Source organism: Leptolyngbya sp. FACHB-261 (assembly GCF_014696065.1).
Taxonomy (GTDB): Bacteria; Cyanobacteriota; Cyanobacteriia; order FACHB-261; family FACHB-261; genus FACHB-261.
The window spans coordinates 1-15,037 of the sequence record NZ_JACJPL010000021.1 but is presented as its reverse complement, the minus strand read 5'-3'; the positions used below and the strand labels follow the sequence as shown (position 1 = coordinate 15,037).

At 50.4% G+C, this 15,037-nt stretch carries 17 protein-coding genes and 1 pseudogene; 6 read left to right on the top strand and 12 right to left on the bottom strand.

Annotated features, from left to right (window positions below):
* Nucleotides 1–62 precede the first annotated feature (62 nt).
* Complete coding sequence (locus tag H6F94_RS12825; protein WP_190802635.1) at nt 63–314, top strand: hypothetical protein; 252 nt, start codon at nt 63–65, stop codon at nt 312–314.
* Nucleotides 315–402: 88 nt separating this feature from the next.
* Here H6F94_RS12825 and H6F94_RS12820 read toward each other — a convergent pair whose 3' ends face one another.
* The 4 genes from H6F94_RS12820 to H6F94_RS12805 all read right to left on the bottom strand — a co-directional run bounded on the left by H6F94_RS12820 (nt 403) and on the right by H6F94_RS12805 (nt 4,642).
* Nucleotides 403–999, bottom strand: a complete 597-nt coding sequence (locus H6F94_RS12820; protein ID WP_190802634.1) for a hypothetical protein — start codon at nt 997–999, stop codon at nt 403–405.
* A 392-nt stretch (nt 1,000–1,391) separates the two neighbouring features.
* Nucleotides 1,392–2,582, bottom strand: a complete 1,191-nt coding sequence (locus H6F94_RS12815) for an MFS transporter (protein ID WP_190802633.1) — start codon at nt 2,580–2,582, stop codon at nt 1,392–1,394.
* A 183-nt stretch (nt 2,583–2,765) separates the two neighbouring features.
* Complete coding sequence (locus H6F94_RS12810) at nt 2,766–3,890, bottom strand: DUF4231 domain-containing protein (RefSeq protein ID WP_190802632.1); 1,125 nt, start codon at nt 3,888–3,890, stop codon at nt 2,766–2,768.
* Nucleotides 3,887–4,642 carry a TRP family putative cation channel gene (locus tag H6F94_RS12805; RefSeq protein WP_190802631.1) on the bottom strand — a complete coding sequence of 252 codons (756 nt, stop codon included), beginning with the start codon at nt 4,640–4,642 and terminating at the stop codon, nt 3,887–3,889. Before H6F94_RS12805 ends, H6F94_RS12810 begins: the two co-directional genes overlap by 4 nt.
* 164 nt (nt 4,643–4,806) lie before the next feature.
* Here H6F94_RS12805 and H6F94_RS12800 point away from each other — a divergent pair, with 164 nt between their 5' ends.
* Entirely contained in the window at nt 4,807–5,034 is a 228-nt protein-coding gene (locus H6F94_RS12800) for a hypothetical protein (RefSeq protein ID WP_190802630.1), read from the top strand.
* 47 nt (nt 5,035–5,081) lie between these two features.
* Nucleotides 5,082–6,032, top strand: coding sequence for an NAD-dependent epimerase/dehydratase family protein (locus H6F94_RS12795; protein ID WP_396426431.1), 951 nt, complete (start codon nt 5,082–5,084; stop codon nt 6,030–6,032).
* 159 nt (nt 6,033–6,191) lie between these two features.
* Here H6F94_RS12795 and H6F94_RS12790 read toward each other — a convergent pair whose 3' ends face one another.
* The 4 genes from H6F94_RS12790 to H6F94_RS12770 all read right to left on the bottom strand — a co-directional run bounded on the left by H6F94_RS12790 (nt 6,192) and on the right by H6F94_RS12770 (nt 9,888).
* Nucleotides 6,192–6,983, bottom strand: a complete 792-nt coding sequence (locus H6F94_RS12790; protein WP_190802629.1) for a pentapeptide repeat-containing protein — start codon at nt 6,981–6,983, stop codon at nt 6,192–6,194.
* A 66-nt stretch (nt 6,984–7,049) separates the two neighbouring features.
* Entirely contained in the window at nt 7,050–7,703 is a 654-nt protein-coding gene (gene ccmP, locus H6F94_RS12785; protein WP_524537850.1) for a beta-carboxysome protein CcmP, read from the bottom strand.
* A gap of 276 nt (nt 7,704–7,979) precedes the next feature.
* Nucleotides 7,980–8,921 (bottom strand): YsnF/AvaK domain-containing protein, encoded by a 942-nt coding sequence (locus tag H6F94_RS32325; protein ID WP_242041170.1) that lies wholly within the window; start codon nt 8,919–8,921, stop codon nt 7,980–7,982.
* A gap of 328 nt (nt 8,922–9,249) precedes the next feature.
* A complete protein-coding gene (locus H6F94_RS12770) occupies nt 9,250–9,888 on the bottom strand; it encodes a TetR/AcrR family transcriptional regulator (RefSeq protein WP_190802628.1) in 639 nt (212 codons plus the stop codon).
* A 311-nt stretch (nt 9,889–10,199) separates the two neighbouring features.
* Between H6F94_RS12770 and H6F94_RS12765 the strand changes: the two genes are divergently transcribed.
* Together H6F94_RS12765 and H6F94_RS12760 are read left to right on the top strand one after the other, a co-directional pair.
* The gene (locus H6F94_RS12765) at nt 10,200–10,958 is read left to right on the top strand and encodes a methyltransferase domain-containing protein (protein WP_190802627.1); all 759 of its coding nucleotides are present in this window, start codon (nt 10,200–10,202) and stop codon (nt 10,956–10,958) included.
* A gap of 353 nt (nt 10,959–11,311) precedes the next feature.
* A complete protein-coding gene (locus tag H6F94_RS12760) occupies nt 11,312–11,599 on the top strand; it encodes an NfeD family protein (RefSeq protein ID WP_190802626.1) in 288 nt (95 codons plus the stop codon).
* Between the two features lie 120 nt (nt 11,600–11,719).
* On the opposite strand, the gene H6F94_RS12755 is transcribed toward H6F94_RS12760, so the two are convergent.
* The 3 genes from H6F94_RS12755 to H6F94_RS12745 all read right to left on the bottom strand — a co-directional run bounded on the left by H6F94_RS12755 (nt 11,720) and on the right by H6F94_RS12745 (nt 14,544).
* Complete coding sequence (locus tag H6F94_RS12755) at nt 11,720–12,802, bottom strand: spore photoproduct lyase family protein (protein ID WP_242041169.1); 1,083 nt, start codon at nt 12,800–12,802, stop codon at nt 11,720–11,722.
* Between the two features lie 83 nt (nt 12,803–12,885).
* Entirely contained in the window at nt 12,886–13,242 is a 357-nt protein-coding gene (locus tag H6F94_RS12750; RefSeq protein WP_190802625.1) for a hypothetical protein, read from the bottom strand.
* A gap of 411 nt (nt 13,243–13,653) precedes the next feature.
* Nucleotides 13,654–14,544, bottom strand: coding sequence for a PhzF family protein (locus tag H6F94_RS12745; RefSeq protein WP_190802624.1), 891 nt, complete (start codon nt 14,542–14,544; stop codon nt 13,654–13,656).
* A 263-nt stretch (nt 14,545–14,807) separates the two neighbouring features.
* Between H6F94_RS12745 and H6F94_RS12740 the strand changes: the two genes are divergently transcribed.
* Nucleotides 14,808–14,948 (top strand): hypothetical protein, encoded by a 141-nt coding sequence (locus H6F94_RS12740; RefSeq protein ID WP_190802623.1) that lies wholly within the window; start codon nt 14,808–14,810, stop codon nt 14,946–14,948.
* On the opposite strand, the pseudogene H6F94_RS12735 reads toward H6F94_RS12740, so the two are convergent.
* Nucleotides 14,932–15,037, bottom strand: a pseudogene (locus H6F94_RS12735) (IS630 family transposase); the annotation flags it as partial. The gene H6F94_RS12740 and the pseudogene H6F94_RS12735 overlap by 17 nt on opposite strands.

Sequence of the window (15,037 nt, the reverse complement as noted above, 5' to 3'; positions counted from 1 at the left end):
CCTTTTTTCAATTTCCTCTCTTTTAACTTCTTTTAACCTCTCGATAAAAACTTGGAGAACCTATGTCTCTGTTTCTACTGTTCAATCCCTTGCTAAAAAGTCAGCAGGGCACCATTCGCTTTGCTTCAAGTGCGGGCTGGGAATGGCTAGATGACGGCCTCCCCGTGCATCGAATCTGGCATGTTCACAAGAGCGAACGCTCAGATTACTACGGTATTGAACTCAAAGCTGGCCGTTGCCTACTGGTTGCAGCCTCTGATATTGCTGATCAACGCTCGGTCAGGTTACTGGAACAGCTGCAGATGCGTAGGTGAGCGAAAGAAATAAACTATTAAATAAGAAGGCGAGCTCTCTGGCTCGCCTTCTTGCAGCTTTATATGCTTTCGCAGAAGCTCAGTCGGATTACCAGAGACCTCTAACCGCTCCAGTAGAACCGCTGCCTGAATAGGAGCTGCCGGAGGTGCTGCCACCGGTATAGCTGCCACCCGTCGTACCGCCTGTGGTGCCCCCAGTATAGCCACCCGTTGTACCACCTGTGGTGCTACCGCCCGTCGTGCCACCCGTGGTTCCGCCGGTGTAGCCGCCGGTCGTACCGCCTGTAGTGCTACCGCCCGTGGTGCCACCGGTATAGCCACCGCCGGTCGTACCACCCGTCGTGCCACCTGTGGTTCCGCCAGTATTACCACCTGTACCAAATCCACCGGTGCCACCTGTACCACTGCCGGCACCACCTGTACCGCTACCAGAACTACCAGGTGTAGCACCGCCACCCGTAGCACCACCTAGGCCACTATCACCGCCGCCAGAAGAACCACTGGAGCCGCCACCTTGGCCCTGAGCAATTAGCTCAGCCTTGGCAACTGAATTGTTGGAAACAGTAGAGTGAGTATTAGTTGCTGCACCAGCAGGAAAGCTAAGTAAAACACCTGCCCCTAAAATTCCTAAAACGCTAATAAGCTTATTGGATAAGCTGCCACCAACCTGTGCGTTCATCGACATTGATTCTTTAGACGAACTCATCCCCCAAAAGTTACCCCTATTTATCTCATGGCTCGTCCCCCTTAAGAACGATTAATATGCAGCTAAATTGTGTTCGCAGGCACAAATTAGACCCTTATAAGCCCTGCTTATAAAAGAGCTGATCCACCCCATGAGTCCAAGTTTCTTAGACAATTTCTGCTTTTGAATGGGCTGCCAAATAGAGAGGAGGCTAGCTCTGCTAGATACTTTCCCAAAATAACTGTCGCCTTTACCGGAGCTTAATTTAGGCTCGTTGAGGAGTTGCTAGTATTTGGCGTTGTTCGCTCGGTACTTGACGAATATGGCACAAGTATGCACATAAGCTCTGCCAAGACTGAGCCTTACTCACCAAACTGGTTCCCACGAGAACACTACATACAAGTACAATAGCGGAACACAACTGATACCACAATTGCAAAGCCAACTCCTGTGTAAAACACACTATCGATTCCGCCTAAACTAAAAGCGACTCCCATCAACAACGGTCCTAGCGTCTGCCCAATACCGAAAAAGGTGCCATTGACCGACATCACAGTGGCCAGATATTCTCTAGGTGCCAATTCCGCTAAGAGAGTTTGAATACTGGGAAAACCGATTCCTAAGCCAACACCAAACAGAGCTGAAGGAAGCAACAGCAGCCAGAGATTTTCAACCAAGGGAATGGTGAGTAAAGCGAGCCCATAGAATACGAAGGAGGCTCTGATTAGACCTGAAGCTGAAAACCGTTTTGCTAGTCTGCCCAATTGAGACGAGGTCAAAGCAATGGAAACCGAAATACTAGAGAGTATTAAGCCAATCACAAAAGATGAGGATTGGAACGACTCTTTAATTAGCTGTGGCAAATACGTGACATAAGCGCCATAAAGCAAAACGAAATTAGCGGCACTGGCAATAAACAGACCAATAATCTGACGGTTTTTCAAGATCGTCCAAGAACTCCGCAGATAGCCTGACAAGCTTTGTTGGTTCTTAGGCTCAGTGTTGTGCAGCCCAAACCAGACGAAGAGAGCCACAGGAATTGCCATAATCGGCAGCAGAAAAGGTTGGTGCCAACCGAAAACTGCCAATGCACCACCGATGATCGGGTAGCTCGCCGTGCCAATGCTACTGACACTGGCATTGTAGCCCAGCGCGTTTGTACGCCTGTCCCCACTGTAGAGGTCCCCGATTAAAGTCACGTTGAGTGAGAGCAAAGAAGCTGCGCCGATGCCTTGCAAAAAGCGTAACAGCAGCAAGAGGTCAAAATCTCGGACAAACCCACAAGCGGTCCCAGCGATGCCAAATAATATTAGGGAAGGAGTTAGAATTTTCTTTCTGCCAAATTTGTCTGCGAGGAAACCTAATACTGGTCCTAGAACAACCGCAGGAAAAGTGAAGACAGTTACTAACCAGCCAATCTTTTCTGGTGGGACACTTAAGGCTTCAGCCAGCTTGGGAAAAGCCGGGGTGACGCTAGAAACTCCTAAGATAGCAATCAGCGAAACTGAAAAAATAATCAGAAGGTTGCTATCTTGCAGCAACCTCTTGGGTGGTTCAAACTCACTGTCAGTTAGGGGTTGCACGAACTAATTCTCCTGGCTTGCTTAGCTTAATTACAAGCTAAATGGACTCGACTTGATTTAGAGCAAGATTGCTTTTGGCAGAGGCTGCTTTAGTCTACAAACGGAATGTAGATAAAGCAATGCCTGCTCTCGCAGCACTGTTGATGCAAGAGTGTGTCTTAGGAGAACTTAGTGCAACTAAACCTAGCCAGCTGTATCCCCTTTTGTGCCCGCTTTAGTTGAAGTTGAGTGGCTAAGAGCTTTGCTAGCTTCCTCAGGGGGCGGAGCCGCATCATCCGGAGCAGGTTCTTCTCTCCGGTTCTCGTCTTTATCACTGTAGAGACCCGCTAGGGCATCCCGCATTTCTTGAACCCAACTATTGCCCTCAGCTTGAATCACCGTTTCGGTGTTCTCAACGAGCTTCTCAAAGTTCTCTGGCTGCTGCTGAGCATCTGGCGAAAGGGCATACCACCAGCAGAGAATATTCTCCAGATTATTGGCGGCCTGATTGTAAGCTATCAGGGTTGAATCCATTTGCTTAAGTTCTAGAAAACTAGCAAAAGCTCCTACCAGAGCATTACTGACAGCGATCCAAATCTCCTGACTAATCGCAGCGAGAAAGGTCCCAATACCGCCAAGGACATAAATTAACCACTGGAAACGTTGCCATTGTGTATCCAGCACTCGTGTTTTTTTTCGGTACCAAGTTAGTTGATCAATTAATCGCCAATTTAAATAATTCTGAGCATTCAATTCAGAGAATTTGTCATCTTTATTGTTGGGATCAGGTTTGACGTCCTCGTAGGGCATCAGGCTAGCCTGATTGACCTGGGTTTTCATCAGCCGTTCACCGATGGTTTGGATCTCGCGGGCCAGATGGGCATCCCTAACGGCAGGGTCTTTATAAAGGGTTGTCCGAGCACGATAGCGAAAGATCTCTCGCTTCACTGCCTCAGCGCTAGCTCGTAACAGAATGTAGTTGATGCCTCGGTCGAACTTGACTGCTCCTGCTAGCAGAGTACTCGTCACGATCGGGGCCAGAATAACCAAGCACCAGAGCGTGCCACTGACCCACTTGAGCCAATCCCCACAAGGTAAGTTGACCTGCAGGACTGATAGGGTCTGACAGTCTTGCAGAGGCTTCAGCTTGGATTGCAGCACTGCCAAAGTTGTAGCCGCAACACTTAGGACCAAAATCGACTGGCGCATTAGGATAAAGCGCCTTTGGGCCGCAGTTGCACTACGGTCATAGACACTGAATCGCCGCCAGGCTGCTTTCAGGGTCAAACTGCGCTGGCTCGTGTCTAATGCGTCAGTGGTTGGCTTCATGCCGGTTTCTCTCTGGTCAGATGCTGTCTCAGTATTGTGCCTAATTCAGCAATCGGTTCCGATAGGTTAAACAGAGTCAGATGAGCGCTGCCAATCACCGCTGCTACCGGTTGGCGTGCCGCCTCTTCCGGATGGAGACTGGCATCAGCGATTTCGTCGGCTAAGCGACCACTGCCCGCAATTACCACGACGGGCCGCCCCTCTTTCACGTTTTCCTGCACATCAACTAAAGCGATCGCACCACCATTGATCAGAACCGTCACAGAAGGAGCATCTTTGGCAAGGGTACTGGCAACTCGGGCTTGCCAAGGAGATTCATCTCCCCACTCGTTGCCGGGCACCAGAACAAAGTGAGTATTGTTCGGCTCCAAGCGCTCTGCCTGATTCGCAGATGCAGGCTGGTGAGGCAGGGCAATCGTGCCAATGGGCGCGACGCCAATCAGTGGAAACTGGGCGCCAGTTTTCGCTCGAGCCTGTCCCATCATGCGCATAACCCCAGCATCAGTACCTCCGTTGACCACAAAAGCGTCTAGGTCTTTAGCCAGTGGCGCTAGCACTTCAACAAACAGTTGTTGCAGCCGTGCCAAGCTCTCTTCTGTCATTTGGCTGGCTCCTCCCACAACTACCAGCACTGGACGCGGACCTTGAAGCCCCATCCTACGCAATGCTGCAGTTAGGTCTACAGAGTCATCCACTTGAATGGCAGAGGCCGTTCGTCCATTGGCGAAGGTTAATTGGAGAGGCTTTTCCATTGGAGGGTGACTGTTTGAGCGCCGCATCACAGTTTGAGTGCTTCATAATACACACAGTATCCCCAACTAATCGGAAGTTGTATTCAACTTTCCGTTCAGCTAAGCATTAGGTCCTGTAAGGTCTAGGCAATGCTGGTAGGATTACGAAATCATTGGGTAAAGAGATGGCTTCACTAGAACAACGCCTAGAAGCATTTCGTAAGCTACCGCTAAAGGCGCAATTGGCATTTATTGCAGCCACTCGCAGTAATCCAATTTTGTCTCAGAATCAGGACTATCTGGAGGGCATTGAACGGGTTCACGCCGAGTGTTTGCAGGCGGCCACGCCGGAGCAGCAGGCCACCTATGCCAAGGCGCGTGCCAGTTTAGAGGGCACCAATTTAGACGCCTAAGCCACAAGCACTAAGTCACGGTAGACTGAAGGCGCAAACTTGTGCGGATGTTGGTGGGGGCTCAAATTATGCGGGTTCTAGTCATTGGTGGGACTCGTTTCGTCGGTGTGTATCTGACGCAAGAGTTGCTGAAACTCGGTCATGAAGTCACCCTGTTCAACCGAGGCAAGAAGCCCTCACCCGAAGGCGTACGGGTCATTCTGGGCGACCGCACAGATCCCGACGTGCTCAAAAGCAAATTGGCGGCTGAGCAGTTTGACGCCGTCTTCGACAACAATGGTCGCGAGCTCTCTGATACTCAACCCTTGGCAGAACTCTTTGCTGGGCGGGTGCAGCATTTTGTCTACATGAGTTCAGCCGGAGTCTATAAGGCTTCTGATCTGATGCCTCATTTGGAAGGCGATCCGGTAGATCCCAAGAGCCGTCACAAGGGCAAGCACGACACGGAGGCGTATCTCAAAGCCGAGGGTCTACCCTTTACCTCTATTCGCCCGACTTATATCTACGGTCCTCAAAACTACAACGATTTAGAAGCCTGGTTTTTCGACCGCATTCTGCGCGATCGTCCCGTTCCCATTCCAGGCAATGGCCAGTACCTCACTCAGTTAGGCCATGTTCAAGATTTGGCAGTGGCGATGGCGCGAGTTTTAGGCCGTCAGGAAGCGCTCGGCCAGATTTATAACATCAGTGATGTTCGTGCCGTGACCTTTAATGGCATGGCCCGCCTCTGTGCGGAAGCGGCAGGTAAGTCTCCGGAAAGCCTAAAGCTAGTTCACTATGATGCCAGCCAATTCAACTTTGGTAAGCGCAAGGCGTTCCCTTTCCGGGAACAGCATTTCTTCACCTCAGTTGATAAAGCCTTGGCTCAACTCGATTGGTGTCCAGCTTTCACGCTGCTCGACGGGCTGAAGGACTTTTTAGAAAATGACTACCTGAAGTCTGACCGCCACAAAGCTGAGATCGATTTCAGCACAGATGATGAGATTTTAGCCCGATAGTAGACTAGCTTCTGATTTGCATTGAATAATTTTCATCCAATTAACGCCTAGGAGTTTGAGAAGCTTTTAGGCGTTATCTCGTTAGTCTTCGTTAGTCTTGAAATCTCATTGATCTTGAATCTAGAAGGCAGGGCCCAACTAAGCCAGAACTAATTTCAGTTAATAGTGAATAATTCCATCGGGCATAGTCGCTCCTTGGAGATTAACCCGGTTGAGGTTCGCACCAAATAAATCAGCGCCCAGTAAGTTAGCATTACTCAAATTGGCTTTGCTCAGATTAGCGCCTCGCAAATTTGCCCCTTCAAAATCAGCACCGACGCAAGTTGCCTTGCTAAAGTTGCCCCAGCTGAGATCTGCCCGGTAGAGGCAAGCTTCGTTGAGATTGGCAGCAAAGGCATAAACACCGCTTACATGGGCTTCTCTGAGGTTAGCCTTGTGCAAATCAACCTTATACAGATGGGCTCCAACCAGTTCAGCTTCATGCAGATTGCTGCTGCTCAGAGTTGCGTTACTGAGATTCACTTCAATAAGGTTTGCTTCGCTCAAATCCGTCCTTCTTAAATTTGCCTCATTAAGCTCTGCACCCCGCAAATTTGCACCTCGCAAGTCAGCGCCGACACAATTGGCATAGCTCAAATCCGCACCTCTCAGATCTGCGCCTCTGAGAACAGCCCCAATCAGATTGGTGTAGCTGAGGTCAGCATCAATTAGCTCCGCTTCATAGAGATTGGCAGCAATGAGGTCAGCCCGACTGAGATTAGCCGTAATTAGCTTAGTTTTGCAGAGGTCAGCTCTTCTCAAGTTGACGTCCTGGAAGTTCGCCCCTCTCAAGTTGGCTTCTCTGAGATTCGCTTCGCTCAAATCCGGCTCTATTTGTAGGTGAGCGGTTCTCCACTCAAGCCATTTGACGGCTCCCTTTCTCAGGAGGGCAAGATGCTCTAGATTTGCCATAACTGCGTTCCCGATGCTGAGCTGCGTGGGCCTTCGGATCCCGAATCTAGTCAATCAGAAATTACGCTATTCTCTGCGGCCTTCAGCCGGATTTTCGCGGCCTGCCACACCTTCAATTGCAGCTAGTGCCGCACTGGAGCCCGCCATAATGTCTCGCTCTTCACCCCCCAAATAAACCCGCCCGAAGCTACCCACAGCTGAAACCTGCAAGATGTTGATCAGGGCAGCTTTTTCGGCCTCGTTGGCAGCCAGAGCTGCGTAGGCGGCAGGTTCAACTTCGAGTACGTAGAGCGATTGACCGGCCAGAAGCATTTGCCCACGCCGAGTGCGGTTAATCAGTTGGGTCTGGTGAGCGTCAATATTGCGAATAATCTGGCTGGAAATCACCCGTGGCTTCAGGCATTCATGCGCTCGGACCCCAAGGGCTGCCAAAATAGCTTTGCCGGCTGCCCGTGTCTCGCCCTGTCTGGTGGAGTGAACCTCCAGAAGACCGTAGAGCCGTTCAACAACTTGCACACCTGGACGCACATCTGCTGACTTCAGAGCCACATCCGTGATCCGATTAATCTCGATGCCAGGGGATATTTCAATCCATAGCGAGGCATCCCCAGGCAAGGGCAAGAATCCTAGCGCAACTGTTCCCAAGTAGGCTGCATGCTGGGGCTGTAGGCTGTCCAGAAAGACGTAACTCCGTAGGTCTATACCCAAGGCCGCGCTCAACACATCGACAAACTAGCCAAGTATACGGGTAAAAGCTGTGTCAGTAGGGTCAGTGCTGAGATCGACGACAGCTTAGACACAGTCTAGAGAGCTTGTCGTAGGGGCTAGTGAACCTGGATCGAAAAGTAAAACTGGCTCTAAATCAGACGCAAAACCCGAGCAGAACCACAGTTCTGCTCGGGCTAACCTTGATGGCCTTAGTTAGAAAGGCTCCCCAGGTTTATCACCTGAGTTCTGGCAGTCTACAAAGCCACGAGGACGCGAATACTCCGATAATTAACTTCTACGGTCAATGTTCGGACGACCTGTATTGTCCAGGTCTAATTCTTCGCGGCGAATTTGCTCCTCAGCGTTGACAACGTCACGGTCAACTTCTTTCTTGATCCGCACTTCTTCACGGACGAAAGCTTCCTTGTGGATGTCTGGAGTCTCCTCGTAGACTTCTACATGAGCGACTTCACCATCCCGGAAATCTACGGTACCGGGAGCAACAACCGTTTCGCCAGTGGGGTTGACGCGTTCGATCACTACTCGCTCTCTTTCAACCGGCACTGAAACTCTGGCAGTTTCAGTCTCGACATGCTTACCGATTGCAACTTCTCCAGTTTTAGCGCGGTGCTTATCTGCAACTAACCGCTCCTCGTAAAGCTTGACATCAGCTGCGTCTTGCTCGACTGCATTTACCGCAGTGGTCCGAGTGCGATCAGTCTGATCGTTGTCACCGGGGAGTGCATTCTCAACTTTGTGCCAAGCGTCCTTGGCAGCGTGCTTGGCTTTATCCCAGCCTAAGCCAGCTCCACCGTGATTCTTTTCGTAATCGGTTTGCAGTTCTGGTTCTACTTCATCGTAGCTTCTACCAGTGCTGGCATAGCGGTTATACCCTTCGTAACCGGTCCGATAAGCAGGCTGATAATCTTCGTACTGATGGCCTTGTTCAACGTAAGGGCGTGTTGCATAGTTGTCGCGCCAGTACTCGTCTTCTACAGTTGGGTTGACTGATTCAGCGACGCCTTTACCAGCAATGCCGCCAACTACAGCCCCAATCGCACTACCGACTACAGCGCCAACAGGACCGCCTATAATACCACCAACTGCTGCGCCAATAGCACCAGCACCAGCAGCACCAACTCCAGTTCCTACTGGGTGAGAACCCGTTTCACCCGATAGCGGATCGCGATTGGCATCATGCTCATTAAATGGTTTTTTGTTATCAGTCATCTTCTATCTCCTGTTACGCTTACCTAAGCCTCGCGAAAAATTCCTCGCAAGGCTGTTCAGCTTCAACCCTCTTAACTTAGCTCTTTGCCTACTAAGTTCTGCATCTTCTTTCTGACTGATTTATTTTGCCAAAATGCAGTTAAGTTCGCAAAAACAAGCTTCCTACTGCTCATTTCTAAATCTTACTGAACTTATTACCGAAACCAATTTCTCTCACAGGAGGTACGTCAGCTGGATAGTTTGCTGTTTTAACCCTGGCTTAACTTAACCAGTCAAGCCAGAATCAGCCAAGTGATCTGAGCTAGAACGTCTTGCTACAAAGTTCTACTCAGGTAGAAGTCTTAGGTTCTGTTTCCTCTCCTTCTGGTGCCACTTTGGAAGTAGTACTTGCCACAAGACGACGGGCTGCTTCGACAATATGGGCTCTATGATTTGCTAAAACCGGCGCAGAGCTAGGATCCGCATTGATCATCATGTGGGCTACCTGTGGTGCTGCAAACCACCATCCTGCCAAGGAGAGCAACATGAACAAGGTATGGCGAGGCTCAAGGCTTGCGTCCATTTTGCCAACGCTTTGGCTATTGACCAGAGCTGTGACTGTTTCCCGGTAACGTTCGGCTCGTCCTGCTTGGTTTGGCACCTGCCCAGGCTCACAATGCAGCGCCTCCCACAGAACCAGCCGAACGAGGTCAGGGTTAGCAGCATGGAAATCGAACAATTCGCCGACGTACTCAGGCACCCGATCTGGATCTAGCACGACCGCTTCTGCTAACTGTTCGAGTCGTTGTTGCAAGACGGCTGCAAACAGTTGCTCTTTGTCACCGAAATAGGCGTAAATCAGCTGCTTGTTCGCTCTCGCTCGCTCGGCGATCTGGTTAATCCGAGCGCCAGCAATACCGCGTTCAGCAAATTCAGCAGCTGCCGCCTCGAAGATCCGCCTTTTGGTTGCTTCAGCGTCATAAGGCATAGCAGAACAAATGGCAGCAAAACTGCGACGAGAGAGGTCTGCGTTTAGATTACCAACCAACTGGTTGGCTTCTGGGTTGACTTCAGTTAAAAAGCTTGTACTCTAGTAACCAACCGGTTGGTTGGAAAGCTTATTGCACGCCCGACCCAAGACGCAGGTAAGGCTAAGCAGGCAATGCTCAGCCTTACTGAACCCCTCAAAACTGAGCGCCTCAAGTTAGATCGCCCAGACAAAACTGCTCAAACGAAACAAGTCACAAGGGCCAGATGGAAAAATACACCCCAGGCTATTCTGCTAACGCCACAACTTTCATGGCTCAACGAACAGTTGATAGTCACGCTGCTTTCTTTAGGGCCTACCTGCGTCCTGGTTTTCACCTGCTAGATTGTGGCTGTGGACCTGGCACCATTACTCTGGGTTTTGCCCCTTTAATTTCGCCAGGATTGGTTACGGGCGTCGATTTAGAAGCATCCCAGATTCAAGTTGCGCGTGAGCGTAGTGTAGCCTCAGGGCTTAGTAATCTTCGCTTTCAGGTCAGCAGTATTTATGAGCTTCCCTTTGCTAACCATTGCTTTGACGCTGCCTTCTCGCATGCAGTCATGGAGCATCTACAACAGCCAGTCAAAGCTCTACAAGAACTGCACCGAGTTTTGAAACCGGGTGGTGTGGTGGGCTTGCGCAGTCCTGACTGGGGTGGCTTTCTCCTAGCTCCAGCAAGTGCCGAATTGGAAGAGGCTCTTGCGTACTATAAGCAAATCCAACAGCGTAATGGCGGCGATCCCTATATTGGCAGACAGCTAGGTGCTTTACTACGGCAAGCAGGTTTTACCAATATTAAAGTTTCAGCCTCTTACCAATGCTATGAGAACTTGAGTTTGATTGCAGAATATCTCGCACTCCAGATCGAGGCTAGTGATTCAAACGAACAGTCAAATCGCTCCAAAGAGAATGCAGGTTCTTCCCGGCACCAATCCTGTGCGGAGATGGGCAATACTTTGAGAGCTTGGAGCCAGCACAGAGATAGTTGGTTTGCTCAAGCTTGGTGTGAGGCTGTGGCTTACAAAGCGTAGTTTACAAAGCAGGCACTTGCCGTTTTGCCTGAGCCTGGGACCAGTTTGGATTTTGGCTCTGTTTTCTCATCCGATCGGATGATGGATTTGGCTGTTAACAGGACCCTCAAGCGAGCCAATTGAGCTTCTGGTCTTGCATAACTCCAGAATGACGGATCTAGTTCCTATTCTGAGAATATGCAACGAGCCAACCAGGAGATTTTAAATGTTCTACTCGAATCTTAATTCTGTAATGCCCAGCCTAGATTGGAGAGGTTCAGGACGTTAATACTCAGCACTCTCTGCTCTATATTATTACAGTCCTTTTCGCTTTCTCTGTCAACGGTTAGTACGTGATTCGGAGGAAGTGGTAGATGCAATTCACCTTTATCGAAAACCTATCTTCTCACTGGTCTAATAGAGCTCAAGCCAAACAGCAACATCGCGAGAAAACGCCTGTGAATTACTCAACTTCGGGTAGCAGGACGCTGAGAGCCACAGTAGATGAAATTATCCGGCCAGGTGAAGTAGGGCGTGTGCAGTTTCAAGGCTCGTGGTGGCCTGCCCGCTGCGAACAAGACATCACCCTACTACCTGAACAGACAGTCGACGTTATTGGTATTCGTGGGATTACATTGCTGGTCGAGCGCAGTTCTTTGTGAACTGATTTTGGCTAGCCTGTCTTGAATCTCAAAAATTAAGTCCGAAGCGCTCAAGTGCTTCGGACTTAATGCTTAAGCTAAAGAGTTAATTCAAACCAGTCGGAGAAGTTACGCCCAATCTTACGTCCAATAAAGAATGCGCGCTTGAGGAAAACGACGGGCGATCTCCTGCTCGAAGAAGCGACGTAGCTGAGCCATCGTCTCCGAATCGTAGACATACTTGATGCCGCCGAACTTATTGCGCTTGGTGCTGCGCTTCTCCTCATCCAGGTCCAGTTTGGTTTGCGGATACCAGTTCAACAGCACCTCTTTAGAACCAGGTGTAAAGCGATGGGAGATCAATTCAAAGGTCAGGTCACAGTCGAAATCAAGCGCTTCGCTGATCGAATCTAACAAGCGGCTGTAGTGCTCTGGCCAATCTTCCACAGGCATGATCGGCGCAATCACCAGTCCCACTGGGTAGCCGCCACCACCTTGAGTGTGAGGTAAGGCAAGTTGCCGCAGGGCTCCCAATCGGGCCGTAACCGAAGCCGTACCGCCTTCAAACCGGCCTGAGACGGGAGCTGCGTTGACGCTCATGCGACAGCGGGTATGACCATTGTGGGGCAGGTCAAGCAGTTCGCTGACTCCATCAAACTTCGAAACCCAGCGCAGGTGCCCAGCTTCCCTGGTGCCAAAATAGCGGATGCACTCTGCCAAACTACCCGTCAAGTGCTCAATGCCCAAAGGATCGGTGTAGCAGCTGACCTCAAACGTCGTAGTGGCTGAACGCTCGTAAGCTGCTAGGTTGGCCAAAATTTGTGGCAGGTTAGCGAAGGCGCGAATCACGGGTGGTCCCTGCAAGCTACCGGCTAAATAGCAATACTGACAGTGGGCTGGGCACCCTTCGGCCAGATGAAACTGCCAATCTGCCGATGGGGGAATGGGGCTGAGTTTAAAAGCACTAGGCGGCGCGTTTACAACGGCTAGCGTGCGCTTGGCAATATCGTAAGTGGCCCGCTCGTCTTCGCCGCGCAACCCAGTTAAGCGATTGCGAGGCAGCTCCTCGATAGGCAGGTTGAGAGCCTGCACTCGACTCAGAATCTGCTGGCCCCAGGGCTCTTCTAAGGCAGCTGGGGTGAATAGGACACGCTCCGGCATCCACAACCGGGTTCTGGTAGCTGCCTGCTCTGAAGCTGTGGCGCCAATAGTTGCAGGTTGCAAATCGTTCTCTCCGCTTAGCTTGGTCTTACACTTGCTGGTTGTAGTCAATGGGTCTGAATCATACGTCAGACCCATTACCTGAATTAGTCTTCGAGAACTTCGTGGATACGCCGCTCTAGGCGGTCAAGATCAAGGCCCCCCTCGTCGCGGCTAATCCGACGCACTGTGCCATTAACACCACCTAATGTCGATAGCAAATCGCGCAGAATTTCTTGCTGCTGACGAGACTGAATTACTTCACGCGGCTCTTGAACCAAGTCACGCACAATGGTGTCTTCAGCACGCGAAGCAATAATCGGATCTACCTGACCGTCGAGGTGCACAAAAGTACGCCGACCCGGTCCACGTTCCTCTTCAATCGGTACAACTGCTGTGACTTGATCGGAGCGCACATACTTACCAAATCCAAGATGGACTAACACTGAGGATTGGATTTTCATAAAGCCCTGCTTTCTGCTCTCGCTAGATCTATTATCGCTCGTTCTGAGCGACTTGGAAGCTAGAAGCAGAGCGGCTTTCACCCTCCTGACGGTCGTATTTCCCTCATGGTCTGTTTCCCTCATTTCGCCTCAGTTCGGGTAAGCATTGAACTCTTGATCGGCGCTCGACCGAGCTATTTATCCGGCTGCTCTTCTGCTGCCCATGAAGAAAGAGAAACACGAAGGAAAAAGTTTATGGATCCCATCGTTATTGTGCTTTTCTTTGCTCTCTTGAGCCTCTTCTTTTTCGACTCGAAATAGAGGCTTATAGATTTTTACTAAGTCTGGATTTCCTGGCCATTTTTTGCATAGAAACTTGCAAAATATTTTAAGCCAAATCATGAGGTTCCAGGCTGGGCTGAAATTAGATGCCTAGAGCATCAACTCGCCCTGAAGAACAACCACCGCACTGCCACCAACTTTGACCGTTTCAATGGCTGCCGGTAGACCAATCACTTCTACGTTCACTTGCCCAGGTCGGTTCATCCAGTGCCCCTGTTCGGCAACAAACTTCGGCTGGTCGATTAAGCCATAACGCCACAGATAAGCGGCCATGCAACCTGTGCCAGAGCCGGTGACTGGGTCTTCAGGCAAATCTGGAGGCGTGCCGAATTGCCGTGCGAAGGTTTGTCCTACAGGCGTAGCTCCACCCAAGCAGAACAAGTGTGGACTGAAGAAGTCAGCAGCAGCGCGGAAGTCATTATAGGCGTTGATATTGAGTCGGGCTCGGCGTAGGGCAGCGTGATCCTTGAGTGGCACCATTAATTGAGGTGTGCCGGTGCTGACAGTTTGAATAGGTGCACCAGGCAAGCTCTCCTCCGCAGAGAGGCTAAACAAGCGCATGACATCAAGAGGCTCATAGACAGCCAGAAATTCTGGTTTCTTCTGCGTCATCACAACCTGCTCCAGGCTGTTCGGCGTTGAGTAGATCTCGACCTGAATCGGCCCCACTTTCAACTCCAGGGTGATGGCGGTATATTCACTCCTTAGCTGCAACCGACCAGATTTGATCAAGGCAACAGTGGTCGCGATGGTAGGATGGCCAGCCAAGGGGATTTCCTCGGCTGGGGTGAAGTAACGCACCCCAAAGTTAGCTACCTGTGACTGCCGAACAAACGCAGTCTCAGCCAAGTTCATCTCACAAGCGATAGCTTGCATGGTTTCATCGCTTAGGCCATCGCTATCGAAAACAATAGCGCAGGGATTACCACCCAAAGGGCGATCGGTAAAGGCATCAACTTGCATGAAAGGATAGGTTGACATCAGGCTTTGGGAGTTTGTACAACTCCAATTAAAGATCTTCTATCTAATTAGAATTCAATTAGATCGCAGGAAGTACCTACTAGAACTTGTCGACAGTCAAGTCTCTCTAATTAGGTCTTCTACCTTATGTCCAAATTGGCATTAAATCTAATACGAAACTTGGCAAAACTGCTTCGCCGGAAAGGCTCTGGGAAGCGTCGAGTATTTCTTTATCTAGATTAGGACGGTATACCTCAAAACTGATCCGTGCGACACACAAAGCGATGGGAGAACTACGCACACTCTCCGAGCAGGACGCTCAACAGGCACTCGACGATGTCGAAGAACTGCGCCAGCAGTATCGGCTGATGTTTATGGATGGCCTTGTTACCACCGAGATTTATAGCTCTACGCGCATACGTTAGGACATTGCTTGAACGCAGCATCCACACAATCTCGAAAGTTCTCAAACTCATCCAATCGCTGTCGCATCCAATTCTTCAGCACAAACCAC

Bases quoted from the DNA above. Each gene is read 5' to 3' on its own strand.
- H6F94_RS12810 (WP_190802632.1), bottom strand. From the start codon at position 3,890: ATGAAGCCAACCACTGACGCATTAGACACGAGCCAGCGCAGTTTGACC.
- H6F94_RS12825 (WP_190802635.1), top strand. From the start codon at position 63: ATGTCTCTGTTTCTACTGTTCAATCCCTTGCTAAAAAGTCAGCAGGGC.
- H6F94_RS12765 (WP_190802627.1), top strand. From the start codon at position 10,200: ATGGCTCAACGAACAGTTGATAGTCACGCTGCTTTCTTTAGGGCCTAC.
- H6F94_RS12745 (WP_190802624.1), bottom strand. From the start codon at position 14,544: ATGTCAACCTATCCTTTCATGCAAGTTGATGCCTTTACCGATCGCCCT.
- H6F94_RS12795 (WP_396426431.1), top strand. From the start codon at position 5,082: ATGTTGGTGGGGGCTCAAATTATGCGGGTTCTAGTCATTGGTGGGACT.
- H6F94_RS12790 (WP_190802629.1), bottom strand. From the start codon at position 6,983: ATGGCAAATCTAGAGCATCTTGCCCTCCTGAGAAAGGGAGCCGTCAAA.
- H6F94_RS12750 (WP_190802625.1), bottom strand. From the start codon at position 13,242: ATGAAAATCCAATCCTCAGTGTTAGTCCATCTTGGATTTGGTAAGTAT.
- H6F94_RS12805 (WP_190802631.1), bottom strand. From the start codon at position 4,642: ATGGAAAAGCCTCTCCAATTAACCTTCGCCAATGGACGAACGGCCTCT.
- H6F94_RS12800 (WP_190802630.1), top strand. From the start codon at position 4,807: ATGGCTTCACTAGAACAACGCCTAGAAGCATTTCGTAAGCTACCGCTA.
- H6F94_RS12820 (WP_190802634.1), bottom strand. From the start codon at position 999: ATGTCGATGAACGCACAGGTTGGTGGCAGCTTATCCAATAAGCTTATT.
- H6F94_RS12740 (WP_190802623.1), top strand. From the start codon at position 14,808: ATGGGAGAACTACGCACACTCTCCGAGCAGGACGCTCAACAGGCACTC.
- H6F94_RS12760 (WP_190802626.1), top strand. From the start codon at position 11,312: ATGCAATTCACCTTTATCGAAAACCTATCTTCTCACTGGTCTAATAGA.
- H6F94_RS32325 (WP_242041170.1), bottom strand. From the start codon at position 8,921: ATGACTGATAACAAAAAACCATTTAATGAGCATGATGCCAATCGCGAT.
- H6F94_RS12770 (WP_190802628.1), bottom strand. From the start codon at position 9,888: ATGCCTTATGACGCTGAAGCAACCAAAAGGCGGATCTTCGAGGCGGCA.